This window comes from Sphingobium sp. 3R8, from assembly GCF_020166615.1.
Classification (GTDB): domain Bacteria; phylum Pseudomonadota; class Alphaproteobacteria; order Sphingomonadales; family Sphingomonadaceae; genus Sphingobium; species Sphingobium bisphenolicum.
Window position 1 is genome coordinate 60,021 of the sequence record NZ_JAIQXR010000012.1, and the last position, 22,951, is coordinate 82,971.

Here is a 22,951-nt window from a genome sequence, read left to right on the forward strand (position 1 = left end):
GTTCCGTTGGAAGGCTATCCGCCCCGTAACAACCCCACAGCCGCATCCTTCTCTAACAGATACAGACATGTCCGCGCCGCCTGCCCCCGCGCGCTGTCCAGCCCACCGTCCCGTTCGATCAGCAAATGCGCATCGTCCCGCGCGCTATCCACCAGCGCCGCGACATGCTCCGGCGTTGCGACCTTCAGTTCCGCCTCCCCCGACTGGCGCGTGCCCAGCACTTCGCCCGCGCCGCGCAGCTTCAGATCCTCCTCGGCGATCCGGAATCCGTCATTCGTCTCGCGCATCAGCGCCAGTCGCGCGCGCGACGTCTCGCCCAGCGCATTGCCGCGCAGCAGCAGGCAGACCGACGGCTTGTCGCCACGCCCCACGCGCCCACGTAGCTGGTGGAGTTGCGCGAGGCCGAACCGCTCCGCCCCCTCGATGATGATGAGGCTGGAGTTGGGCACATCCACGCCCACTTCGATCACCGTCGTCGCCACCAATATCTGCGTGCGATTGGCGGCAAAGGCCTCCATCGCCGCATCCTTGTCCGGTCCCTTCATCCGGCCATGGACAAGGCCTACACGCGCCCCGAACCGCTGCCGCAGCGACTCCGCCCGCATTTCCGCCGCGGCCTGATCGCTCGTCTCGCTTTCCTCGACCAGCGGGCACACCCAATAGGCCTGCCCCCCGCCCTCGACATGGCGGGCCAGCGCCTCCACCACCTCGTCCAGCCGGCTGGCGGCCATGACGAGCGTCTGGATCGGCTGGCGCCCCGGCGGCATCTCGTCCAGCCGCGACACGTCCATCTCGCCATAATAGGTCAGCGTCAGCGTGCGCGGAATCGGCGTCGCCGTCATCACCAGCAGATGCGGCGAGCGCTCCGCCTTGCTGGCCAGCATCATGCGCTGCGCCACGCCGAACCGATGCTGCTCGTCGATCACGGCCAGACCCAGCGCCTTATATTGCACCGCTTCCTGAAAGATGGCGTGGGTGCCGACAAGGATGTCGATGCTGCCGTCCGCCAGCCCCATCAGCGTGGCTTCCCGGACCTTGCCCTTCTCACGCCCGGTCAGGATCGCGATCTCGATCGGCAGGCCCGACGCCATTTTCCGCAGCGTCTCATGATGTTGCCGCGCCAAAATCTCGGTCGGCGCCAGCATCGCACCCTGCATCCCGGCCTCGACCGCGTTCAGCAGCGCCATCAGCGCCACCAAGGTCTTGCCCGACCCGACATCGCCCTGAAGCAGCCGCAGCATCGGCGTCGCCTGCGCCATGTCGCCTTCGATCTCGCCGATCGCCCGTCGCTGCGCGCCCGTAGGCGCGAAGGGCAATTTCAGCATGTCCCGCAATCGCCCATCGCCCTGGATCGAGACGCCCCGCCGCCTGCGCGAGGATTGCCGCACCAGCATCAGCGCCAACTGTCCGGCGAAAATCTCGTCATAGGCCAGTCGCTCGCGCGCCATGGCGTCGGACGGGTCGGCATGAACCCGACCCAGCGCTTCGCGCCAGGCAGGCCAATCCTTGCGCGCCAGCAAGCTCGGCTCGATCCATTCGGGCAGGTCGGGCGCGCGGCTCAGCGCCTGTCCCGCAATGTCACGCATCCGGTTGTTGGTCAGCCCTTCGGATAGCCCATAGACAGATTCGCGCGGCGGCACCGTGCCGCCTTCTTCGGGCGGCAACACATAGTCCGGGTGGACGATCTGGAGATTGTCGCCATAGGCCTCCAGCTTCCCCGACACGAATTTCGGCTCGTTCAATGGCAGCAATTTGCGCGGCCAGCCGCTATTCCGGCCGAAATAGACCAGCGCCACATGATTGCCGTAGCGATCGACCGCATCGACGCGAAAGGGCGCGCGGGCGCTGCCGCTGGCGCGATAATCGACCGGGGTCAGTTCGATCCCGACCACTCGCCCGGCATCGGCCATGTCCAGCCTGTCGGTCAGGTGGCGGTCCACCCAGCTAACCGGCAGATGAAAGGCGACATCGACCGCCCGCGCCAGCCCCAGCCGCTCCAGAGGACGGGCCAGCGTGGGGCCGATCCCCTTGAACAGGGATATTTCGGCAAAGAGCGGATTGAGAATATCGGGTCGCATGGCTATCTGGCTGCCTGTAGCTGAGCAGGGGCGGTCATACAAATCCCCGATCGGCCATTTTGCCATGCCCGCAAAAGGAACAAATTGTGAACGACACCCCCCTGATGCGCCGTCTGAAATTTCGGGCCTGGCACCGCGGCACGCGCGAATCGGATTACACGGTCGGCGGTTTCTTCGAACGCTATCATGCGGAATGGAATGCGGAAGAGATCGATTGGTTCGAACGGTTCATGGAGGAGCAGGACGCCGACATCATCGGCTGGGCGCTCGGCACCATCCCAGTGCCGGACGAATGGAAAGGCCCGATGATGGACAAGTTCCTGAAGCTCGATTTCGTGAAGATCGAGAACTGATCCTCGTCATCCCCGCGACCCGAAGAGCGGCCGCAAGCCAGCGCGGGGATCCATCTTCTAACGGACCAATTAGGCGACAGGCCGGGAGATAGATTCCCGCCTTCGCGGGAATGACGAAAAGCAGAATGACCGATCTCCAGAAAATCCTGAAGGCGAAGGCGCCGCTCACCCTGTCCGGCGTGCCCGCAGGCTTCCAGCCCTGGCTGCTGGCCGACATCGCCCGCGCGGCGGGGGCCGCTGGCGGCCGTGCCGTCTTCATCGCGTCCGACGAACAGTTGATGCGTGCGGTCGCAGACACGGCGCATTATTTCGCGCCAGAGATCGAGATCATCGAAATCCCGGCCTGGGATTGCCTGCCCTACGATCGCGCCAGCCCCTCGCTGCGCGCCGCCTCCGCGCGCCTGGCGGGACTCCATGCGCTGCAAGCCCCGCCCAAAGGCCCGCAACTGGTCCTCACCACGCTGGCGGCCATGACCCAGCGCACGCTCACCCCCTTCCGCGTGCGTCAGCTTGTCGCCAAACTCGCGCCCAAGGAACGGATCGCGATCCAGACGCTGGCCGCCATGCTCCAGGCCAACGGCTATGTCCGTACCGACACGGTCCACGACCGGGGCGAATTCGCCATTCGCGGCGGCATCGTCGACCTGTTCCCCGGCGGCGAGGAACAACCGCTCCGCCTCGACTTCTTCGGCGACGAGATCGAGACGGTCCGCCGATTCGACGCGGCCGACCAGCGCACGATCGAAAATGTCGATGGCTTCACCCTCCTCCCCGCCTCCGAAGCGCTGCTGGACGAAGACACGATCAAGCGGTTCCGCAGCCGCTACCGCGAGACGTTCGGCGCGACCGCGACCGGCGACCCGCTCTATCAGGCGGTCAGCGACGGCCGCCGCCTCGCCGGCATGGAACATTGGCTCCCCCTGTTCGAGGAAAAGCTCGTCCCCCTCGCCGACCATCTGGGCGATGACGCCGTTCTGATCCGCGATCCCGGCGTCGCGGGCGCGGCGGAAAACCGGTTCGAGGCGATCCGCGACTATCATGCCAACCGCGTCCAGGCGAAGTCGGCCGATCCTGGCGCCTACCGTCCGCTCAAACCCGACTCGCTCTATCTCGACGCCACCGAATGGGACGCCGCCGTCGCCACGCGGCGGATGCACCACACCACGCCCTTCCACGAACCGGAAAGTGCGACCGTCCTCGACTTCGCCGTCGACGGCCCCCGTGATTTCGCCCCCGAACGCGCGCAGAACAGCAACATCTACGAAGCGGTAGGTAAGCATATCGCCAGCCTGCGCCGGACCAAAAAAAAGATCGTCATCGCCAGCTATTCGCTCGGCGCACGCGAACGCCTGTCCGGCCTGCTCGCCGACCATGACGTCCCCCGCCTCGCCACCGCCGACGGCTGGCAAGAGGCGCTGGGCGTCGCCGCCAATGGCAGCGTGACGCTCACCGTCCTGCCGCTCGACCACGGCTTCACCGCACCCGACGTTGCCGTCCTTACCGAACAGGACATGCTCGGCGACCGCCTGGTCCGTCGCGCCAAGCGCAAGAAAAGCGCCGACGCCTTCCTACAGGAACTGGCCACCCTCTCGCCCGGCGACCTCGTCGTCCACATGGATCACGGCATCGGCCGCTATGAAGGGCTGACGCAGATTCCGGTCAGCAAGGCCGCCCATGATTGCGTCGCACTGACCTATGCTGGTGGCGACAAACTCTACGTTCCGGTTGAAAATCTCGAAGTTCTCTCCCGCTACGGCAGCGAGAATGAAGGCGTCAGCCTCGACAAGCTGGGCGGCGAAGCCTGGCAGCGGCGCAAGGCGAAGATGAAGGAGCGCATCCGCGAAATCGCGGGCGAACTCCTGAAAACCGCCGCCGAGCGCGCCCTGCGCGCCGCCACCGTCGCCGAACCGGATCAGGCCGGATACCCCGCCTTCGTAGATCGCTTCCCCTATCAGGAGACGGACGATCAGGACCGCGCGATCAACGACGTGGTGGAGGATCTGGGATCGGGCAAGCCCATGGACCGCCTTGTCTGCGGCGACGTCGGCTTCGGCAAGACCGAGGTCGCGCTCCGCGCCGCCTTCGTCGCGGCGATGGCGGGAATGCAGGTCGTGGTCATCTGCCCGACCACGCTGCTCGCGCGACAGCATCACATGCAGTTTGAGGATCGCTTCCGCGGCTTTCCCGTCAATATCGGCCGCCTCTCCCGCCTCGTCCCCGACAAGGAGGCGAAGGCGACCAAGGCGGGCCTGGCCGACGGCACGATCGACATCGTCGTGGGCACCCACGCGCTGCTCGCCAAGGGACTGGATTTCAAGCGGCTCGGCCTCGTCATCGTGGACGAGGAACAGCGGTTCGGCGTCACCCATAAGGAACGGCTAAAGTCCCTCAAGACCGACGTCCATGTCCTGACCCTCACTGCAACGCCGATTCCCCGCACGTTGCAAATGGCGATGTCGGGCTTGCGCGAACTATCGGTCATCCAGACCCCGCCGGTCGATCGCCTCGCGGTGCGCACCTACATCATGCCCTGGGACGGCGTCGTCATCCGCGAAGCGCTGCTACGTGAACATTATCGCGGCGGACAGAGCTTCTTCGTCGTCCCCCGCATCGCCGACCTGACCGAGATCGAGGAGTATCTCCGCAACGAGGTGCCGGAGATCAAGGCCATCGTCGCCCATGGCCAGATGAGCGCAACCGAAGTGGAGGAGCGCATGTCCGCCTTCTACGACAAGCGCTACGATGTGCTGCTGTCCACCACCATCGTGGAATCCGGCCTGGACATCCCCAGCGCCAACACGCTCATCATCCATCGTGCCGACCGCTTCGGCCTTGCCCAGCTCTACCAACTCCGCGGCCGCGTCGGCCGATCCAAGACGCGCGCCTATGCCTATATGACGACACCCGCCAACCGTATCATCACGGAAACGGCGGAAAAGCGGCTCAAGGTTCTCTCGGACCTCGACACGCTGGGCGCTGGCTTCCAGCTTGCCTCCCACGATCTCGACATTCGCGGCGCGGGCAACCTGGTCGGTGACGAACAGTCGGGCCATATCAAGGAAGTCGGCTTCGAACTCTACCAGTCGATGCTGGAAGAGGCGATCATGGACGCCAAAGCCGGCGACGTCGGCATCGAAAAACGCAGCGACAGCTTCTCCCCCCAGATCAGCGTCGACGCGCCCATCCTCATCCCCGACGATTATGTGCCGGACCTCGATCTGCGCATGGGCCTCTATCGCCGTATCAACGAAATCGAGGACCGTCAGGGCCTCGAATCCTTCGCCGCCGAACTGATCGACCGTTTCGGCAAGCTCCCGCTGCCCACGCAAAACCTGCTCAAGATCATAGAGATCAAGCAGAATTGCATGACGGCGAACATCGCCAAAATCGACATGGGTGCCAAGGGCGCGCTGGTCAGCTTCTTCGAAGACCGCTTCCCCAATCCCGCGGGTCTGGTCGCCTACGTCCAGCGCCTGGATGGCGTCGCCCGCCTGCGCCCCGACAGCAAGATCGTCGTCAATCGCGCCTGGCCCGATCCGCAGGCGCGCCTGAACGGCGCTTTGCAACTGTCGAAGGGGCTGGCCAAGGCGGCGGGGTAAAGCGGATCGCGTCGCTTCCACCTAGACCCTCAAGTCGCCATTCCTCATCATCCAGCAAACAAGCAGCAACAGGGGAAACCTAAATCCGCTTTTGACGATCGGCCAGCAAAGTCCGGCGTCACAGCAGGAGAATTGACATGAGCATCACCCTAATCGCGCTCGCGGCTGCCGCCGCGTCCCATAGCGTCTCGATCGAACATCACGGCCAGCAGCTCGGCGCAACCTACACCGCCCGCGCGGAAATGCGCACCAGGACCGTTGGCGCCAAAGTCCCCAACCGGATGGACGCCCAGCGCTGCCAATGGACCGCGACCATCGTCGTCGATCGCAAGCTGGACCATGGCCCGGCGCTGGCCCGCACTATCGCGACCGACACGCGCTTTTCGGGCAGCGAAGCCGGTGCCTGCACCCCCGGCCGCCAGTCGGGCGAGCGCAATCTCGCCCAGCATCAGGACAAGATTGCGGCGCATCTGATCGCGGTGGCGCAGGCCGATCGCGCGCCGCTGATGGCCGAATTGGATTCGGTGCGCAATCTTGCATCGAATTGATCGCTTGCCCCGCATGGCATGGCTGGGAGCGATCATGCTCGCCGGCCATGCCGTTCCGGCCGCCGCGCAGATGGCGTCCGACCCGACCGTCACACTCGAAGTCGCCAGCGACGAACGCCGCCGCGGCCTTAGTTGGAGCGACGGCGATCCCGTGCTGCGCGGAACGGTGTCGGTGCCGGTCGCGCAAGGGCTCAGCCTCGACGGCGCGGCCACCACGCTCTGGGGCAGCAACCGCTATGGCGACGCCGATGCCGTGATCGACCTGGGCGCCACCTATATGCGGCAGCTAGGCGGTTGGCGGCTGAGCGCGGAGGGGCGCTACCATCTCTTCCCCGGCGCATCCGGCGCGAATGGCGACGGATGGGGCTATGGCGAAGTCGGCGCGATCGCCGGTTTCTCACTCGGCCCTGCCAGCATGGATTTGGCCGCTCGCTATGCCCCGCGCCAGTCGGCGATCGGCGGCGACAACCTCTATCTGTCGGCCAGTTCGGCTGTCGGCATCCCCGGCACACCGCTTACGCTGTCGGGCCATGTCGGCCACTCTTCGGGCGATGTACGTGACGCCCCGCGCGCCACACGGCCCCGTCCCGATGGCGGCTATTGGGACCATGGCGTTGCGCTCGACTGGTATAGGGGCCGCTGGTCCGCCGGCCTGCGCTATGCCAACAGCAGCATCGACGGCCCCGCCAGCCGCCATGCCGGCGCCAGCCTGATCGCCAGGGTCGGATTGACGCTTTAGGCCACCGCCTATTCCGCTTGTTATGCAGCGGCCGCAGACCTATCCTTCCCCCTCCATATGGAGGGGGAAATATCATGCCCGTCGAACTCACGATCCTGGCTTGGTCCATGGTTCTGCTGCTGGTCCACATATTCGCCGCGGCCCATGTGAAGACGAAGCAATATGGCCCCAAATGGAATATGGGCGCCCGCGACGAAAAACTGCCGCCCCTCCATCCGCTCGCGGGACGTCTGGTCCGCGCGGAAGCCAATTTCAAGGAAACCCTGCCCATTGCCATCGTCGCGCTCATTGGCGTGGTGGCGGCGGACAAGACCAGCGAATGGACGGCCATGGGCGGCTGGATTTGGCTGGGCGCGCGGGTCGTCTATCTGCCGCTCTACGCAGCGGGCATCCCGGTGGTCCGCACCGTCATCTTCCTGGCTAGCCTGGTCGGTATATTGATCGCCCTCTGGCCGCTGCTGACTGTCTAAGTCGCCAGGACCAGATTGATGAGGTCGGCGGAAGACACGCCCGCCGACCGCAGGAAGCCCTGATAAAAATCGCATCCCTCGCGGGCGAGCAGATGCAACTGCTCCTCCGTCTCCACGCCCTCGGCGATCACTTTGAGGCCCAGAGACTTGGCCATGTGGATGACACCGCGCACGATAATGCGGTCGCGGGCCGTGCCGGCAATATCCTGCGCCAGTCCGCTGTCGATCTTGAGATAGTCGAGCGGCAGATTCTTGAGATAGGAGAGGCTGGAATAGCCGGTGCCGAAATCGTCGATCGCCACCCCCAGCCCTTCCGTCCTCAACGCCGTGAGCAGCGCCGACGCCGCGCCGACATCCTCGATCAGCCCGCTTTCGGTAATCTCCACCGTCAGGCGCGACCGTGGGAAGCCGCTGCGATCGACCAGCCCCAGCAGACCGGTCATGAAGCCCGGCTGGGCGATGTCGGCCGCGGTGACGTTGATCGACAGACGCAGGTCGGACAGCGCGCGCGGCCAGGCCGCCGCCTGCCGCAACGCCTCCGCCTGGATATGCGCCGACAGAGGCAGCATATAGTCGGATCGTTCGGCGGTAGCGAATAAAATGCCTGCGCCCAGCGGCCCGTAATGGGGATGATTCCAGCGCGCCAGCGCCTCCACGCCGCTGATCTTGTCGCTGTCGACCGGATATTGCGGCTGGAACACGATGCCGATCTCGCCCCGGTCCAGAGCCAGGCGCAGGTCCGTCTCCAGCCGGTCGGCATCTACCTGGCGGCTATGCTTTTCCGCCGACAGGATGCGGATGCCCTCTCCGCCCGCCTGCCGCGCGTCGGACAGTGCCGTGCCCGCACGCCGCAGCAACTGGGTGGCGTCATCCTCCGTCCGGGCCTGCGCAATGCCGCAACGGGCGATCAGGCGGATGAGGTGATCGCCCGCGCTGAACGGCTGCCCGACCGCGCCGATCAGTTGCCGCGCCAGAAAGGTCGCCCGGTCACTCCCGGCTGCTTCGCCGGTCAGGCCGACCAGAAATTCCGTTCCCGCGATGCGGGCGACCATGGTGCCGGGCGCGACATCGTCGACCATCCGCTCGATCCGCCGCGCGATCCGGCCCAGCAGAGCGTCGCCGACAACCTGGCCATAGGCCGCGTTCATCCGGTCGAACTGGCTGATCGATAGTAGCAGGATCGTGGTGGCAAGGCCCGCCCGCCGATCCAGCCAGTCGAGCGCCGCCTGACGCGACCGCAGCCCGGTCAGATAATCGCGCGTGGCGCCATCCTGCGCCTGCCCGTCCGACAACCACTCGACATCGGCGGCGATCGCACCGTCGCTATGGCGCAGATGATGGACCAGCCGCTGGCCCGGTCGTTCGGGCAAGGCATGGGCGAGCGCAGCCGGTCGCCCTGCGCGCCGCATCGCTCTCAGCCCGGCCAGCACCGCCCGACGCTCGACACGGGGCAGCCGGCGCACCAGCGCGGCCGGCGCGATCCGCGTGTCGTCCAATCCCATATGCCGCGCCAGATTGTCGCTCAACCGCAACTGTCCGTCACGCCCGAGCGCCCAATAGAGCGCGTCGCCGCGCCGGATGCGCTGCGCGCGCTGGTTATGCGCGACACCGCCGCCCAGCCTTTCCACCAGTCGATGCGCGGACGCCAGGGCGGCGCGCAAGCCCATGTCGCTGATCGGCCCCACCAGATAATGGGTCGCGCCAACCGCCAGCAAGGCAGGAGCCTGGTCCAGATGCTCCGGATCGATCAATATCAGTATCGCACCGCCGCCCGCTTCCATCGCCGGGACCAGCGGCGTCAGCAGCGCCTCGACATTGCCGCCGCCGCGCAGATCGACCAGGGCCACCTGCGCTTCGCTATGCAGATAACGCTGCGGCGCATCCTTCGCTCTTCGTGCGCCAATAGCGCGCCAGCCGGCACGCTGCGCGGCCTGGCTCAATCCGTCGCGGTCTCCGGGCGACAGGATGAACAGGCTGCGCTGGCCCCCGCCGCTCTGGTCCCCGCCGCTCTGGTCCGCGCTCACAATCTTCTTTCCCCGGCGCCGCGCATCGCCACGCCCTAGCATATAGGCGTTACCGACCTCTTGCCTCGTCTGCAACTTCCTATGGTCCCCGCAAGCCGCGACGCTTGCACCGGCCATGTCCATCGCCTAGCTAGTCGGCATGGCCATGGCCGATCCCTCACGCACATTGATGACCGACGGCCTGGGCCGCCGGATCAGCTATCTGCGCATTTCGGTCACTGACCGCTGCGACTTGCGCTGCCGCTATTGCATGGCGGAAAAGATGCAGTTCCTGCCCAAGAATCAGGTGCTGACGCTGGAGGAGATCGCGCTGCTGGCCGATCTTTTCATCGCACGCGGTATCCGCAAGATTCGCCTGACCGGTGGCGAGCCGTTGGTGCGGCGGGACATCGGCGATCTGGTTCGCCGGATCGGGCGGCACATCGGCGCGGAGTTGGAGGAACTGACCCTCACCACCAACGGCACGCGGCTGGCCGACCATGCGGAGATGCTGGCGGATGCGGGCGTGCGGCGGATCAATGTCAGCCTGGACAGCCGCGATCCCGAGCGCTTCGCCCATGTCACCCGCGGCGGGAAGATTGATCAGGTCTTCGCCGGGCTGGACGGCGCGCGTGCCGCGGGGCTTGCGGTCAAGATCAACATGGTCGCGCTCAAGGGCGTGAATGACGATGAAATCCTGCCGATGCTGCGCTGGTGCGGCGAAGAAGGGTTCGACCTGACCCTGATCGAAACCATGCCACTCGGCAACACCGGTGAGGATCGCACCGACCATTATCTGCCGCTGACCCTGGTCGCCGACCGCATTCGCGCCGAACATGCGCTCACCCCCCTCTCCCACCGGACTGGCGGCCCTGCCCGCTATCATGCGGTCGAGGGGATGGGCATCAAACTGGGCCTCATCACCCCGCTCACCCAGAATTTCTGCGCCAACTGCAACCGTATCCGCATGACGTGCGAGGGCAAGATATTCATGTGCCTGGGCCATGAGGACCATGTCGACTTCAAGGCGGCCCTGCGTGAAGGCGGCCTGACCGCTGTAGAACCCCTGATCGACCGGGCGTTGCGGCTGAAGCCCGCCGCCCACGACTTCCGCATCGGCGCGGGCGAAGGCGCCGCCACGCAGCGTCATATGAGCGTCACCGGCGGATGAGCAGCGAACCAAGGCGCGCTCTGGTCGCGTCCCCCACCCAGGCTGCGCGGGCGGCTGAGGAACGGTTGCGCGCCGCCTATGACTTCGTGCCGGTCGAGCAGGCCGACATGATCATCGCGCTCGGCGGCGACGGCTTCATGCTCCAGACGCTCCATTCGATGCTGGAAGGGCGGCGGATCGTCCCCATCTTCGGCATGAACCTGGGCACGGTCGGCTTCCTGATGAACGAATGGCGGCTGGAACGGCTCGACCAGCGGCTGGACAAGGCCAAGAGCTTCAAGGTCAATCCGCTGCGCATGACGGTCGACACGGTCGATGGTGAGCGCTTCTCCATTCCCGCCATCAACGAAGTGTCGCTGCTGCGCGAAACCCGCCAGACCGCGAAGCTGGAGGTACAGGTAAACGGCCGCACCGTGCTGCCTGAACTGGTGTGCGATGGCGTGCTGGTGGCGACCCCGGCCGGCTCAACCGCCTATAATCTGTCCGCCCACGGGCCGATCCTGCCGCTGGGGTCCGCGCTTGTCGCGCTGACCCCGATCAGTCCGTTCCGTCCCCGGCGCTGGCGCGGCGCCATCCTGCCCGAAAATACGGTCATCCGTTTCATCGTCCTCGATCCCGTCAAGCGCCCGGTCAGCGCCGTGGCCGACCAGCGCGAAGTGCGCGACATCGCGCAGGTGGAGATCGGCATCGACCGCGCGACCCCGCTGACATTGTTGTTCGACCCCGAACATACTCTGGACGACCGCATCGCGGCGGAACAATTCATCGCATAAATTTCCGTCATTTGGCCCTTGCCATGTCAGGAAAGCCGCTGCTATAGGCGCGGCCTGCCCAGCGAAAGCGGGTTGCTCCCCGATAGCTCAGCGGTAGAGCATTCGACTGTTAATCGAATGGCCGTAGGTTCGAATCCTACTCGGGGAGCCAAATTGTACGCTGCGATTTTTCGGCCCCTTCTGGGCGATTTTCAGCCAGCTCAAAATCAGACATTTTATCAAGCATTCCAAAGGGTTCGTTGAACTCTACTCGCAGCCTTCCCTCGGCCCAGACAGTGTTCGATACTAACAGTTTTAAAAGGGCATTTTGGGTGCCTGGGGACTGTTTGTTGAACATTTTATGCGCGTTCCGGCCAAGCTCCAACAGCGCGATACCGTCGTCCACGATGAGGTCTTCGGTGCTGTGGAGACCTTCAAGGTGCCGCAAGCAGCGCTCCCGCTCCTCACGCCAGGTCGACGCCATCCGATCGTGCATTTCTCCCGAGATTCGCCCGTCAAGATGATCCACATAGAGTTTGTCTAACCGCTGCTGCAGGCGATCGGCTTCAGCCCTCAAGCGGGTCATCGTTTCAACCCGCTCGCGACTCCGGTCCGTATGCGACTCGCGGAGGGCGCGTTCGATCAGGGCGAAGACCTGATCATCCAGATGTAGCCGTGCGAGCTGTTCGGAGAATGCCTCTACCAGCGCCCCCTGCCGGACATATTTCTCCGGGCACTTCTGCTTGTAGCCCGAACAGTGATAGTAGATGTATCGCTCTCGTTTGATTTCCGCGACCAGAGCGCAACCGCAGTGCCCGCAGGTGATGAGGCCCGTGAAGGCGAATAAGAGCGGCTTTCCCCTGATATTGCTGACGCTTCGCCCGTCCAGGACTTCCTGAACATTCTCCCAGGTTTCTGTCGACACAAGGGGCTCATGCGTGCCCTGAAACATCCGTCCCTGCCATTCAAATGCACCGGCATATAGTCGGTTGCGTAACATGTGGTGGACGGTCGAGACGCTGACGGGACGTTGGCTGCGATGGCGGAGCAGGCCGGCGTCACGCCCCATCTTCGACAGTTCCTTGAGCGAATAGTTGCCGGTCTCGAACCATTCGAACATGCGTGACACGATCGGCGCCGCTGCTGGATCCCCGAGCCGAGCCCGCCACTGGAGATGCAGCGCCTCCAGGCCGATCTTCTCCTTGGGGCCCCGCGTCGCGTAGAAAGATTGTCGGCGCGCGGCCTGTCCTTCCAGACCATGTTCGCGGGCATGACGCCATCGCGTCCTTGTAGATCGTGAGACGCATGGACCTTAAGGATCTCCATGCCATAGGTTCGTGCCAGGCCTTCGATCTCGCCACTCGAGGTAGAGAACATCGGCCGATCTTCAGGCGCCGGCCCGGACCGTAAAGTGAGGACCATCACGCCACCCGCACGAAGCAGGGTCACCAATTTTCGAAAGGCGCGCGCCCGGTCTTTTGGCGCGACATGCTGCCAGACGGCTGACAGCACGATCAGATCGAATGCCAAGCCGAGCCGATGCACCTGGTTCAAGCTGGGCAGCTGGTCGTCGAGCCAACGAATATCTGGGCTATGACGCGCGCGGCCCTCCAGGCGAAATCCGTCAGCAGGCTCAACAGCGACGACATCATATCCCTGTGCGTGGAGCCAGGCAGCATCCCGCCCAGATCCGGCGCCCACGTCGAGCGCCAAACCCTTTTTGGGCAACAGGCCATGAGCCTGCACAAAGGCAGCGCCGCCAGGCAACGCCTCATATCGCGCAGCCAGATCTGCTGCTGCCTCATCATAGGCTGCGATCGTGCGGGCGTAAGCGGTCAGTGCAGGTCACCCATGAAGCGAGCCCGGTGTCGCGCGACATATTCTGGCCGGGGCCGGAATTTGGGATTGGCAGGCAAGTGAATAGGCATGCCGGAAGTCGGGAAGAGGCGGCTAAGCTCGGCCGGCACCTTATTATGCGACACGAGTAGACCGAACTGCTCATCCAGGCTGATGAGATGCCGGTCGAACAGCCAATGAGCCGTTGCCGACAAGGCTATCCCATTCTGCACCTCATCGGGTCCTCCGTCGGCGACCGACCAGATATGCGCTGCCTGCGCTTCTGCCTTGCCCCCGCCGTTGATCATCCTAAGCCCCGTCACCGCACAGCGATTGTCATAGGCGTCAAGCACATGTCCTCGAAAGGCTGCACTGCGGATCTTCTTGTTGATGAGGATCTGTTCGATCCGGCGCTCAGACGGAGGTTCATGCAACAAAGCTTGCGTCATCGGATCAAGATGCGCGGCGTCTAGTTCCAGCCGAATGGCAAGGCGCTCCGACAGCGTGTCCGTCAGCCCATCGCTGACGATCGCGGTGAAATCGCTGCCGCTTAGCGCTCTGACTGACCGTCCGCGCAGCGCACGCCCTGCCTCCGCCGGGTTCGAAAGATCCCGCAGCATCTGTTCAGCGAACCGACCGGTTGCGTCGCGATAGGCAACCGGGCGGTCAAATTCGACGAACTGGCTAATCCGCGCATAGTAAAGGCCAGGCGCGGCCGGGTCCGCGTCAATTCGGTCGACATGACCCGCTGCGACATAGGCTTTACGGCCACCACCCGACCCCGTCTCACGGTAGATGATCCAGTCGCCGATGCAGGTTTGCGCAGCCCGCAGATAAATTCGTGGGAAGTGATAGCGCTCAGCGATAAGATCGTCATAGCGTGACGCCCCGCTGATCTCGAAGACACCCTTCACAGTCTCATGGCCCTCACCGCCTTCAAAAGCGAAATACAATGCAGCTCGGCCAAATGCCAGCCTTCGGTCGGTTGCTTATGGCTGTCGAGCAAAGTGAATGGCCATAGCGATATAGACCTCCAGCACCGAACAGGATTATGATCACGCTCAATGCCACGCGGAAGCGAACATGATCTGACCGGGATCCTTCTCGAAAACGGATTCTACCCCATCCTGCGTACGCCAGGCGGTGGCGAATGGCGGTTAGACATCACCAAACGCCACAAACATCTCTTCGGCACACGCGTAAGGGTGATCGGCGTCCGCGACGGCTTCGATTTGCTCGCTGTGCAGAAAATCGAACCCGCATGACTCGAGACGAAGAGCTTTGGGGCATGGCCCTTATGATGCTGCGTCAGCATGGCAACAAAGCGTCATCCGAAGTCGCCGGCCGGATCGCGAGATTGGCACATCATGGCGAGGATGGTGGCGTTGCCCTGTGGCAGGCGCTGGCTCATCGGCTCGATGATCTGGTCGCGGGCAGGCATGCTGTCTGAGTTCGCATAGCCATCATCATGCTACAGGGCGGCACCACCGCGGCATGAAAGCCGTAGAAGGCAGCAACCTCTCTCCCAAGATCAAAGTTATGCATCTTTAATCCAAGTCTATTTGACTTGCAATCAACTTTGCTGTCGATTGATCTTGCTATCGGGAGGGGGACGAGATGCATCGACGCGCGTTTTTGGCTGGCATTTTTGCGCTAGCAATCACTGGACTTGAAAGCGATGGCGATGCCAAGCGCCGCAGTCGCAAGGCACGGCGCCGTACCGGCAGCGGCGCGTCCACGCCTTTATTTGGCCGCGGCACGACAGATGATGGCGAATGCCCATGTAACGGCGGCAAAGTCTGCGTCGGTCCAAGAGGAGGACGTTATTGCATCACGCGCAGTGGCAACAAGCGATACGGCGTGTAAAGGATTGCATGGCATAGCGCACGTCCATGCGGGGGAAGAAAAATGACAGTCTGATCGGCTTCATCGCCATTGGTGCCTTTCTGTTTGCGCTCGGCCGATGTTCCGCAGAAGGCCCTAAGCCTGCCACTGACCCTGCCCCAGTAGCGCTGATGTCATCTGATGCTGTGGCCTCCCCAGGAGAAGCTTTGGATACGCCCGTCGAGGCGCCCCCTGAGCGTGCCCCCGAGCCAGCTGCATTGGTCTCAAGCCGCGCGTTGGAAGATCTAGGGTCGCGCGATGAGAGACCAAGCTGTGGAAGCAAACATCTATGCCGACAGATGAGCAGCTGCGAGGAAGCCTATCATTATCTCAACGAGTGCGGGGTTGGTCGGTTGGATGGTGATGGCGATGGGGTGCCTTGCGAAAGCATCTGTTGAGCGGTCGGCGCTCTCACAATTCAATCGGATTTGACGGTTATGCCAGCTTTCGCAGCCATTGCCGCCATTGCTCTGCTCGCTGCTACGCAGGACAGCACCGCGCGGATCGATTCAGACCTCACGCCATATTGGTCCGGTGACGAGGGCTGGCGCGTTTTCGCCTATCCCGACGAGGAGATGTGCGACCTGGGATTTCCCACGGCTTTTGACGAATATGTCACCATTGGATATAAGCCGCGCGTCGGCACCAGCGTGATGATCACCAACAAGCACGCCACATCGCTTCGGGCGGGCGAGGTGAAGTCGCTGGTGGTCGTATTTGGCAGCGAACCTGAACGGCCTTTTACCAGCAAACATGTGATGCCGTTCGACGTCCATGAGGTGGATGCGCAACGGGTTCTCAGCGCATCCCCTACTTACAAAGATTTCCTGGCTGACTTTGCCAGCTCCGGCTTCATGGCGGTGCTGACTCCTCAAGGCACAGTGGTTTCAGCCATCAAACTCGATGGCTCGTCACGCGCCGTCGAACAGTTGCGAACTTGTGCCTATGAGGCCGCAAAACTGGACCCGCAGGATCCATTTTTGGCCAAGCCATGACGCTGCACCAATCAGCCAGCAGAAGCGGTCCGTGATCAGCTGGTGATCTGAGCTGCGGCATCTATATTCAGCCTCGAACGACCCATGTCAGTCATTCAGCGCCCGTTTGAGCTTCTCAGGTGCAGACCGTCCGGTTGTCCCTTATCGCACAGCGGAAAGCGGACATACCCACCAGCACCAGGATCAGCCACAAATGGCGGGCTCAACCGGGAATAGTCGCTGAACCGATATCTCCCGATGACCGAGAGGAACCATGGCGTCTTGCGTACCGTTTCCACCACGCTGGCTGTGAGAGGTCGCAATTCTGATTGGAGTTTAGCCATGAGCGGTGGTGAATATGAACCTGAGGATTCTCGGAACGTGACCGGCGCGGCCAATACCAAGGACGGACGCTGGAGCGGGGATAAGGAACCAACGGCCAAGACCGGTGAATATGAGCCAGCCGACTCCCGCAACGTGACCCGGACCGCCAAGACCACTGATGGACGCTGGACAAACAAGGGCGAAGAAGTTGTGCCTGGCGTTCCCGACAGTCATCCCTTCACCGCTGAGGAAGCTGCCAAGAGCGCGGCGAAGTCACAAAGCAGCACCTCCAACAAAAGCAAATAAGCAACATCGTTGGTGATCTGAGTCTCGCCTTTATCAGCTGAGTACCGATCAGTGCCTTCTGGTGGAACTTGCGGCGCAGACAAACACTTCCTTTAAAATGCCTGTTTTGAAGGAGGAAGCGTTGAGCGGACCCGGCCGCTGGCCAAGCCAGCTCATCATCGTGCGCCACGGGCAAAGCGCCGGGAATGTCGCGCGCGATGCAGCACATGAGGCGGAGGAGGACCGCATCCCCCTGTCCATCCGCGATGCTGATGTGCCGCTGAGCGATCTGGGGCGTGAACAGGCGTCGGCGCTAGGGCATTGGTTCGCCGTGCAACCTGAAGAGGACAGACCGGAAGTCATCCTGTCCTCACCCTATCTTCGCGCTTGCCAGACCGCGGACATTTTCCGCGCGCAGGGCGGCGCCCCCCGAGATAAGCCGATCTGCTTCGACGAGCGTCTGCGAGAAAAGGAATTCGGGATACTGGATGGCCTAACCAGCACAGGCATCCGCCACCTCCAGCCGGAACAGGCGGCATTCCGGCAACTGCTTGGCAAATTCTATCATCGCTCGCCGGGAGGGGAGAGTTGGTGCGACGTTATCTTGCGCCTACGCTCTGTAATGGACACCATTTCGCTGCATTATGCGGGCAAGCGCGTGATGATCTTTTCGCACCAGGTCGTCGTGTTATGCTTGCGCTACATTATCGAGAATCTGCGTGAGCAGGAGATACTTGCCATCGACGCCAAAGGCGATGTGGCGAATTGCGCCATCACCGATTACCGTTTCGATGAGGCGGCGGGAAAGCTGGTCCTGCAGCGTTACAATGTCACCGCAGCGATGGAGAAGGAAGCGACGCCCGTCACCAAAGCTCCAGACCGCATCGCGGGCGCGCGCGGGTGACCGAAATCGACGATACTTGGCTTGCAGCCCATCCTCTACCCGGCTTGGACACCGTATGCAATAAGGACAGCCGAGGTCGCGTGCTGGTGGTTGGCGGGGCGGAGTTCGTGCCCGGCGCGCTGCGGCTGACTGGCGAGGCAGCGCTGCGTGCGGGTGCGGGCAAACTGCAGCTCGCAACGGTCAAGACTGTGGCGATGGCTCTGGGTGTGCTGATCCCCGAAGCGGCCATGATTGCCCTGCCTTCCGATGAGAAGGGCGAGATTGCCGCGGAGGCGGCGGAGGTGCTTCGCGAAAAGCTCCTGCGCTGCGACGCCCTGATTCTAGGCCCTGGCATGAGCATTGGCGAGCGCACCGACCAGCTAGTGGCTGACCTCCTCAGTGCGCCGGACGGCTCGCGTACCATCTTGCTGGACGCGGCGGCGCTGACGTCGGCGCAATGTTTGGAAGGACTGATCGCGGCGCATCACGGGCATGTCATATTGACGCCCCATCATGGCGAAATGGCGCATCTTTCCGGGCTGGAGATCGAAGCGGTGAAGGCCGATCCGGAGGGCGTGGCCCGCGACATCGCACAACGGTTCAACGCCATCATCTTGCTAAAAGGCAAGGAGAGCATTCTTGCAGCCCCGTCAGGCGAAATTGCGATCCATCGGGGCGGCTCTGTCGGCCTCGCCACCGGCGGATCCGGGGATGTGCTTGCGGGAATTATAGGCGGGCTGGCAGCACGGGGTGCAGCCCCGTTGACCGCTGCTGGATGGGGGGCCTGCATTCACGGTCGAACGGGTGCAGCCCTGTCACATGAAATGGCGACGGTGGGCTTTCTGGCACGTGAACTGCTGCCGATGATACCTCGACTTATAGACGGCGCGATACCCAACAAAAATGTTGATCAGGCTCACTAAAGCGACCCTTTGCCGCCATTCAAACGCCGGATTTCACTTCCCAGGAGCGGAGGGGCCGCTTTCCCTTACATCGTTCCCCTCGCAAGACAGCGGTGCATGCAAAATCGACAGGAGCACCTCGCAGACTGTGTAGCGCTGTTTGCTGAAACGGCAGTATTTGCGCGGCGTCTCAGGATCGATGAGCGGGCTATCCGGCAGTTCATAAATGGTGAGCGTCCCATCAGCGACAGCCTCAGGGGCGGATTTCGCCTGTTCTTGGCACTCAGCGGCTATTTGCCCAGCGGGCATCCCGCAGGACCCGGGACAGTTCGTCGACGGAATAGGGTTTGTGCAACAGAGCGAACCCGTGCCGCGCATCATCGGCCAGCACGTGACTATACCCTTGCCGACTTCCTTCGTCGTGAAGAAAGGCTCGAAGATATGGTAGAGCTGATCGCCAGCCATTCCTGAGCCTGTGTCGGTCACGCACAATTTGACGAAATCGCCTTTTGCGGCCGCATGGCCCCGCCGCGCGGGAATACATCCCTCCGCCTCAATCGCGATCGTGATGGATCCCTCGCTGCTCATGGCGTCCCGCGCATTGATCGCCATGTTAACGAGTGCCGTCTCGAACTGACTGGCATCGACCTCCACGAAGCAGGACGAGCATATCGGATCGACCGTGAGGGCAATACGCGACTCCACAACCGTGCGCAGCATGTCCGCCACGCTGGCCACTTTGTCTGCGGCATTGAATATTTCGGGTTTGAGCGCTTGCCGGCGTGCGAAAGCGAGGAGCTGACTGGTCAGTTTCGCGGCGCGATCGGCGGTTTCCGCTATGGCGTCGATATACTTCTTCTGCTTGTCGCGCGGCAGTTCGCGTCGGGCCAGCAGTTCAGCTGAAGAGCGAATGATCGTCAGCAGATTGTTGAAGTCATGCGCGACGCCGCCGGTCAGCTGGCCGATGGCTTCCATTTTTTGCAGTTGTCGAACCTGATCCTCCGACGCCATAAGTTCACGTGATCGCTCCTCGACCCGTACCTCCAGCGTCTCGGCGAGCTGGCGCAGCTGTTCTTCGGCGATCGTGCGTTCCAGGATGTCGGCCGCCTGCCGGGCCACAATGTCGAGCATGCGTAGGTCGCGGTCGGAGGGTTGGTGCGGTTCGCTCCAATGGTGCGAGATCATGCCCAGCAGCTTGCCGCTGCGCGAGAGCAGTGGCGTGGTTTGCGCCGAACGGATGCCGGCGACGCGCTATTTCTGCCGACGGGGACTGGCCATTGAGCCTTGTCTCCGAGCGAGGATTTCCTCGTCGTGGGAGGGTATCTAGCAGGTCAGCATTGGGATGTTTGCCGGGATGCGCCTAGCGACGAGCAGCGCAATCACATGGCTGCGCTCCCATTCCCTACAAGTGACCCGGTTGTAGGCTCGGACGGCCCTTCGTCCCATCACTGACGCTAACGCTTCGCCAGAAAGCCTTCCATGTTTGATATGAATCTATATGAATCCGCCCTGCGATTCCGGCGAAAATCTTGACGAAACCGTCTCCCTTGCTCCAGATGTGAAGCAGTTGGTTCAGGGACGAGCGCGATGCATTCCTTCAACGCGAAAGAGGAAAAAGCTGGGATTTCCGCGGATGCCGTCCAACTCCACACGGATAGCGACCCGCTCAAAGCCATCTATGAAGCCGCCCCTGTCGGCCTTGCCATGCTTGATCGGGATCTCCGCTTTGTAAGCATCAACGACCGGCTCGCCCAATGGAATGGTGTGGCGGCGGCCGAGCACATCGGCAAATCGGTCACTGATATATTGCCCGATCTGCCCGAAGACACACTGGCAGGACTCCGCAAGGTGTTGTCTGGGGAGGCGATATGTGGACATGAAGTCATCACCTCCACTTTGGGAAAGCCTGGAGAGCCCAGCTGCTGGCGAGAAAATTGGGTGCCCGTACGAGCCACTTCAGGTGACGTCATCGGGATCGCGATCTCGTGCGAAGATATAACCGAAGAACGAAACGCTCGGCGGGCGCTCGAACTGATGAACCGGGTCGGTGCGGCTCTGGCGGGCGAGCATGACCTCGGGCGTCTTGTCCAACTTGTTACCGACGCGGGCGTCGAACTTTCACGAGCGGCTTTCGGCGCCTTTTTCTACAATGTCGTCAACACAGGGGGCGAAAGCTATATGCTTTACTCTCTCTCTGGGGTCGAACGCGAAGCCTTTGCCGATTTTCCGATGCCTCGAAACACGCAGGTGTTTGCACCGACCTTCCAAGGCGATGGGATTGTTCGATCTGATGACATCACGCTGGACCCCAGATACGGGCATAATAAACCAGGGTCTGGCATGCCTGCCGGGCACCTTCCGGTACGGAGTTATCTGGCCGTCCCGGTTATGTCCCGCGAGGGCGAGGTGCTGGGCGGATTGTTTTTCGGGCATCCTGAACCCGGCAGGTTCCAAAAGGCTGATGAAGGGCTCGTTGCCGGGCTGGCAGGCCAAGCGGCGGTTGCGATCGAAAATGCCCGCCTTATCCAGCAGGTCCGTGAAGCAAATGACATGCTGGAAAGGCGGGTGTCCGAGCGAACGGCCGAACTGACCCAGGCGCATGAGGCCTTGCGGCACGCCCAAAAGCTGGAAGCGATCGGTCAGCTGACCGGGGGGGTCGCGCATGATTTCAATAACCTGCTGACAGTGATTGCAGGTGCTGCGGAGATGCTGGCAAGACCCGATCTCCCGGAACAGAAGCGAGCCAGATATATTGAAAGTATAGCATCGACCGCAAAGCGCGCGTCGACTCTTACCAGTCACCTTCTGGCCTTCAGCAGGAGGCGTGTCATTCGGCCGGAGGTCGTCGATCTCAACATTCAGATCGACGCACTGGAAGAGGTCTTGGCTCGCTCTCTGGGTGGCCATATTCAAATTGAGGTCAGGCCCTCCGGGCAGGAAGCTCGGGTAGAAGTCGATCCCACCGAATTTGAAACTGCCATCCTGAATGCAGCGGTCAACGCGCGGGATGCGATGCCCGATGGGGGCACACTGTCGATTGCAATCCGGGACCATCCTCTGGCAAACGAACCTGGGGTCGCAATCGATATCACCGATACGGGGATGGGCATGTCGCCCGACACGGTAAAACGGGTATTCGAACCTTTCTTCACCACCAAGCCGGTTGGCGAGGGGACAGGATTGGGGCTTTCCCAGATTCATGGGTTTGCGGCTCAGGCCGGAGGCTCGGTAGAGATTTTTTCCCGCGAAGGCGTCGGGACGACGATTCGCATCATTCTCCCTCGCGTTGACAAGGCGCTACGAACCATCGAGGAAAAGGGAACGTTGGAACCCATCCCACAGGCGCTTAAGGTTCTGCTTGTGGAGGATAACGACCAGGTGCGCCACTTTGCGGAGCATTTGTTGCACGACCTGGGGGCTAAGGTGACCGCCGTTGCAAATGGCGCCGAAGCTCTCGGAGCACTGCAGGAAGATCCGTTCGACCTCATATTTACCGACGTGGTCATGCCAGGCATGAGCGGTATCGATCTGGCACGGCAATTGCGCGTTCGAGCCCCGGGCCTGCCAGTGCTGCTGGCCACAGGGTATAGCGAGCAGATGATCGGGGAAGGTATCGATGAATTCGACGTCCTTGCCAAACCCTATGGCGCAGAGGCGCTCAGCTTGGCCCTCAGGAAGACATTATCTATCGCGTGAGGGTGCAAAGGCACAGTGGTGGACAAACGGAAGCTTCGGCCCATAGGTCAACCGCTGGCTGACCGATGTTATGCAGCAGTGTACGCCATATCTTCACTGCCGCCGGTAACCTTCCTCAATGTGTCTCGGAGGCGGGAAGGCGAACATGGCTTGCCGCAGACAACTGCCCTGGGGAATCGCTCGACGAGCAAAGACGGGTCCGCATGTCCAGAATGGAAAATGACAGGGACGCCCGCTGCGACTAGCGCCTCTGCCACCGGATAGACCTCGCCATCAGCCAGCTGAACATCCAAAATGGCGCAATCCGGCAAAGCGCTACCGACGGCGGTCAACGCGGACGAAACGGAGATATAAGGTCCATCAACGGCGAAACCCGCCCCCTCGATGGTATCCTGTAGGTCGAGCGCAACGAACAGTTCGTCTTCAACCAGCAATACCGTCCCGGCCATTCACA

General features: G+C 62.5%; 21 protein-coding genes, 1 tRNA gene and 1 pseudogene. 16 read left to right on the forward strand and 7 right to left on the reverse strand.

Translation table 11 applies throughout. The features are described from left to right. Nucleotides 1-14 precede the first annotated feature (14 nt). Nucleotides 15-2,078 carry an ATP-dependent DNA helicase RecG gene (recG, locus tag K9B33_RS12850; RefSeq protein WP_224549257.1) on the reverse strand — a complete coding sequence of 688 codons (2,064 nt, stop codon included), beginning with the start codon at nucleotides 2,076-2,078 and terminating at the stop codon, nucleotides 15-17. An 86-nt stretch (nucleotides 2,079-2,164) separates the two neighbouring features. Here recG and K9B33_RS12855 point away from each other — a divergent pair, with 86 nt between their 5' ends. From K9B33_RS12855 to K9B33_RS12875, 5 genes are all read left to right on the forward strand, one after another. Then, the gene (locus K9B33_RS12855) at nucleotides 2,165-2,431 is read left to right on the forward strand and encodes a succinate dehydrogenase assembly factor 2 (protein WP_224549258.1); all 267 of its coding nucleotides are present in this window, start codon (nucleotides 2,165-2,167) and stop codon (nucleotides 2,429-2,431) included. Between the two features lie 125 nt (nucleotides 2,432-2,556). Continuing rightward, nucleotides 2,557-6,030 (forward strand): transcription-repair coupling factor, encoded by a 3,474-nt coding sequence (gene mfd, locus K9B33_RS12860; protein WP_224549260.1) that lies wholly within the window; start codon nucleotides 2,557-2,559, stop codon nucleotides 6,028-6,030. A gap of 137 nt (nucleotides 6,031-6,167) precedes the next feature. Continuing rightward, nucleotides 6,168-6,578, forward strand: a complete 411-nt coding sequence (locus K9B33_RS12865; RefSeq protein ID WP_224549262.1) for a hypothetical protein — start codon at nucleotides 6,168-6,170, stop codon at nucleotides 6,576-6,578. A 13-nt stretch (nucleotides 6,579-6,591) separates the two neighbouring features. After that, entirely contained in the window at nucleotides 6,592-7,317 is a 726-nt protein-coding gene (locus tag K9B33_RS12870; protein WP_224549264.1) for a TorF family putative porin, read from the forward strand. Between the two features lie 74 nt (nucleotides 7,318-7,391). After that, the gene (locus K9B33_RS12875; protein ID WP_224549266.1) at nucleotides 7,392-7,787 is read left to right on the forward strand and encodes an MAPEG family protein; all 396 of its coding nucleotides are present in this window, start codon (nucleotides 7,392-7,394) and stop codon (nucleotides 7,785-7,787) included. Here K9B33_RS12875 and K9B33_RS12880 read toward each other — a convergent pair. Next, nucleotides 7,784-9,811, reverse strand: a complete 2,028-nt coding sequence (locus K9B33_RS12880) for a putative bifunctional diguanylate cyclase/phosphodiesterase (RefSeq protein ID WP_224549268.1) — start codon at nucleotides 9,809-9,811, stop codon at nucleotides 7,784-7,786. The two genes, K9B33_RS12875 and K9B33_RS12880, sit on opposite strands and share 4 nt — an antisense overlap. 139 nt (nucleotides 9,812-9,950) lie before the next feature. Here K9B33_RS12880 and moaA point away from each other — a divergent pair, with 139 nt between their 5' ends. The 3 genes from moaA to K9B33_RS12895 all read left to right on the forward strand — a co-directional run bounded on the left by moaA (nucleotide 9,951) and on the right by K9B33_RS12895 (nucleotide 11,885). Then, nucleotides 9,951-10,961, forward strand: a complete 1,011-nt coding sequence (moaA, locus tag K9B33_RS12885; protein ID WP_224549270.1) for a GTP 3',8-cyclase MoaA — start codon at nucleotides 9,951-9,953, stop codon at nucleotides 10,959-10,961. Then, entirely contained in the window at nucleotides 10,958-11,734 is a 777-nt protein-coding gene (locus K9B33_RS12890) for an NAD kinase (RefSeq protein WP_224549272.1), read from the forward strand. The genes moaA and K9B33_RS12890 overlap by 4 nt, the downstream gene beginning before the upstream one ends. Before the next feature lie 76 nt (nucleotides 11,735-11,810). After that, nucleotides 11,811-11,885: transfer RNA gene (locus K9B33_RS12895), tRNA-Asn, on the forward strand. On the opposite strand, the gene K9B33_RS12900 is transcribed toward K9B33_RS12895, so the two are convergent. The 3 genes and pseudogenes from K9B33_RS12900 to K9B33_RS23155 all read right to left on the reverse strand — a co-directional run bounded on the left by K9B33_RS12900 (nucleotide 11,871) and on the right by K9B33_RS23155 (nucleotide 14,463). Continuing rightward, entirely contained in the window at nucleotides 11,871-12,833 is a 963-nt protein-coding gene (locus tag K9B33_RS12900; protein ID WP_411974016.1) for a recombinase family protein, read from the reverse strand. The two genes, K9B33_RS12895 and K9B33_RS12900, sit on opposite strands and share 15 nt — an antisense overlap. Before the next feature lie 296 nt (nucleotides 12,834-13,129). Further along, nucleotides 13,130-13,459 (reverse strand): annotated as a pseudogene (locus K9B33_RS12905) (class I SAM-dependent methyltransferase); the annotation flags it as partial. Between the two features lie 89 nt (nucleotides 13,460-13,548). Then, nucleotides 13,549-14,463 carry an HNH endonuclease gene (locus K9B33_RS23155; RefSeq protein ID WP_224549273.1) on the reverse strand — a complete coding sequence of 305 codons (915 nt, stop codon included), beginning with the start codon at nucleotides 14,461-14,463 and terminating at the stop codon, nucleotides 13,549-13,551. A 150-nt stretch (nucleotides 14,464-14,613) separates the two neighbouring features. On the opposite strand from K9B33_RS23155, the gene K9B33_RS12915 reads away from it, so the two are divergent. From K9B33_RS12915 to K9B33_RS12940, 7 genes are all read left to right on the forward strand, one after another. Continuing rightward, nucleotides 14,614-14,814 carry a DUF5818 domain-containing protein gene (locus K9B33_RS12915; RefSeq protein ID WP_224549275.1) on the forward strand — a complete coding sequence of 67 codons (201 nt, stop codon included), beginning with the start codon at nucleotides 14,614-14,616 and terminating at the stop codon, nucleotides 14,812-14,814. Nucleotides 14,815-14,849: 35 nt separating this feature from the next. After that, nucleotides 14,850-14,999 (forward strand): DUF6961 family protein, encoded by a 150-nt coding sequence (locus tag K9B33_RS23245; protein ID WP_411974017.1) that lies wholly within the window; start codon nucleotides 14,850-14,852, stop codon nucleotides 14,997-14,999. 733 nt (nucleotides 15,000-15,732) lie between these two features. Beyond that, nucleotides 15,733-15,831, forward strand: a complete 99-nt coding sequence (locus K9B33_RS23250) for an excalibur calcium-binding domain-containing protein (RefSeq protein ID WP_224549365.1) — start codon at nucleotides 15,733-15,735, stop codon at nucleotides 15,829-15,831. A gap of 39 nt (nucleotides 15,832-15,870) precedes the next feature. Then, nucleotides 15,871-16,428, forward strand: a complete 558-nt coding sequence (locus tag K9B33_RS12925) for a hypothetical protein (RefSeq protein ID WP_224549277.1) — start codon at nucleotides 15,871-15,873, stop codon at nucleotides 16,426-16,428. Between the two features lie 321 nt (nucleotides 16,429-16,749). Next, nucleotides 16,750-17,037, forward strand: a complete 288-nt coding sequence (locus K9B33_RS12930; RefSeq protein WP_224549279.1) for a hypothetical protein — start codon at nucleotides 16,750-16,752, stop codon at nucleotides 17,035-17,037. 97 nt (nucleotides 17,038-17,134) lie between these two features. Continuing rightward, a complete protein-coding gene (locus K9B33_RS12935; RefSeq protein WP_224549366.1) occupies nucleotides 17,135-17,920 on the forward strand; it encodes a histidine phosphatase family protein in 786 nt (261 codons plus the stop codon). Beyond that, nucleotides 17,917-18,822, forward strand: coding sequence for an NAD(P)H-hydrate dehydratase (locus K9B33_RS12940; RefSeq protein WP_224549281.1), 906 nt, complete (start codon nucleotides 17,917-17,919; stop codon nucleotides 18,820-18,822). Before K9B33_RS12935 ends, K9B33_RS12940 begins: the two co-directional genes overlap by 4 nt. Nucleotides 18,823-18,855: 33 nt before the next feature. Here the strand turns inward: K9B33_RS12940 and K9B33_RS12945 are convergent, their stop codons facing one another. Continuing rightward, the gene (locus K9B33_RS12945; RefSeq protein ID WP_224549283.1) at nucleotides 18,856-19,932 is read right to left on the reverse strand and encodes a sensor histidine kinase; all 1,077 of its coding nucleotides are present in this window, start codon (nucleotides 19,930-19,932) and stop codon (nucleotides 18,856-18,858) included. Between the two features lie 456 nt (nucleotides 19,933-20,388). On the opposite strand from K9B33_RS12945, the gene K9B33_RS12950 reads away from it, so the two are divergent. Beyond that, a complete protein-coding gene (locus tag K9B33_RS12950) occupies nucleotides 20,389-22,497 on the forward strand; it encodes a response regulator (protein ID WP_224549285.1) in 2,109 nt (702 codons plus the stop codon). A 68-nt stretch (nucleotides 22,498-22,565) separates the two neighbouring features. Here the strand turns inward: K9B33_RS12950 and K9B33_RS12955 are convergent, their stop codons facing one another. Then, nucleotides 22,566-22,946, reverse strand: a complete 381-nt coding sequence (locus K9B33_RS12955; protein ID WP_224549287.1) for a response regulator — start codon at nucleotides 22,944-22,946, stop codon at nucleotides 22,566-22,568. Nucleotides 22,947-22,951 lie beyond the last annotated feature (5 nt).

Coding starts and splice junctions, on each gene's coding strand:
- recG (WP_224549257.1), bottom strand. CDS start 2,078: ATGCGACCCGATATTCTCAATCCGCTCTTTGCCGAAATATCCCTGTTC.
- mfd (WP_224549260.1), top strand. CDS start 2,557: ATGACCGATCTCCAGAAAATCCTGAAGGCGAAGGCGCCGCTCACCCTG.
- K9B33_RS12865 (WP_224549262.1), top strand. CDS start 6,168: ATGAGCATCACCCTAATCGCGCTCGCGGCTGCCGCCGCGTCCCATAGC.
- K9B33_RS12870 (WP_224549264.1), top strand. CDS start 6,592: ATGGCATGGCTGGGAGCGATCATGCTCGCCGGCCATGCCGTTCCGGCC.
- K9B33_RS12875 (WP_224549266.1), top strand. CDS start 7,392: ATGCCCGTCGAACTCACGATCCTGGCTTGGTCCATGGTTCTGCTGCTG.
- moaA (WP_224549270.1), top strand. CDS start 9,951: ATGGCCATGGCCGATCCCTCACGCACATTGATGACCGACGGCCTGGGC.
- K9B33_RS12890 (WP_224549272.1), top strand. CDS start 10,958: ATGAGCAGCGAACCAAGGCGCGCTCTGGTCGCGTCCCCCACCCAGGCT.
- K9B33_RS12900 (WP_411974016.1), bottom strand. CDS start 12,833: ATGTTCGAATGGTTCGAGACCGGCAACTATTCGCTCAAGGAACTGTCG.
- K9B33_RS12915 (WP_224549275.1), top strand. CDS start 14,614: ATGCCACGCGGAAGCGAACATGATCTGACCGGGATCCTTCTCGAAAAC.
- K9B33_RS23245 (WP_411974017.1), top strand. CDS start 14,850: ATGCTGCGTCAGCATGGCAACAAAGCGTCATCCGAAGTCGCCGGCCGG.
- K9B33_RS23250 (WP_224549365.1), top strand. CDS start 15,733: ATGAGCAGCTGCGAGGAAGCCTATCATTATCTCAACGAGTGCGGGGTT.
- K9B33_RS12925 (WP_224549277.1), top strand. CDS start 15,871: ATGCCAGCTTTCGCAGCCATTGCCGCCATTGCTCTGCTCGCTGCTACG.
- K9B33_RS12930 (WP_224549279.1), top strand. CDS start 16,750: ATGAGCGGTGGTGAATATGAACCTGAGGATTCTCGGAACGTGACCGGC.
- K9B33_RS12935 (WP_224549366.1), top strand. CDS start 17,135: ATGCCTGTTTTGAAGGAGGAAGCGTTGAGCGGACCCGGCCGCTGGCCA.
- K9B33_RS12945 (WP_224549283.1), bottom strand. CDS start 19,932: ATGCTCGACATTGTGGCCCGGCAGGCGGCCGACATCCTGGAACGCACG.
- K9B33_RS12950 (WP_224549285.1), top strand. CDS start 20,389: ATGCATTCCTTCAACGCGAAAGAGGAAAAAGCTGGGATTTCCGCGGAT.
- K9B33_RS12955 (WP_224549287.1), bottom strand. CDS start 22,946: ATGGCCGGGACGGTATTGCTGGTTGAAGACGAACTGTTCGTTGCGCTC.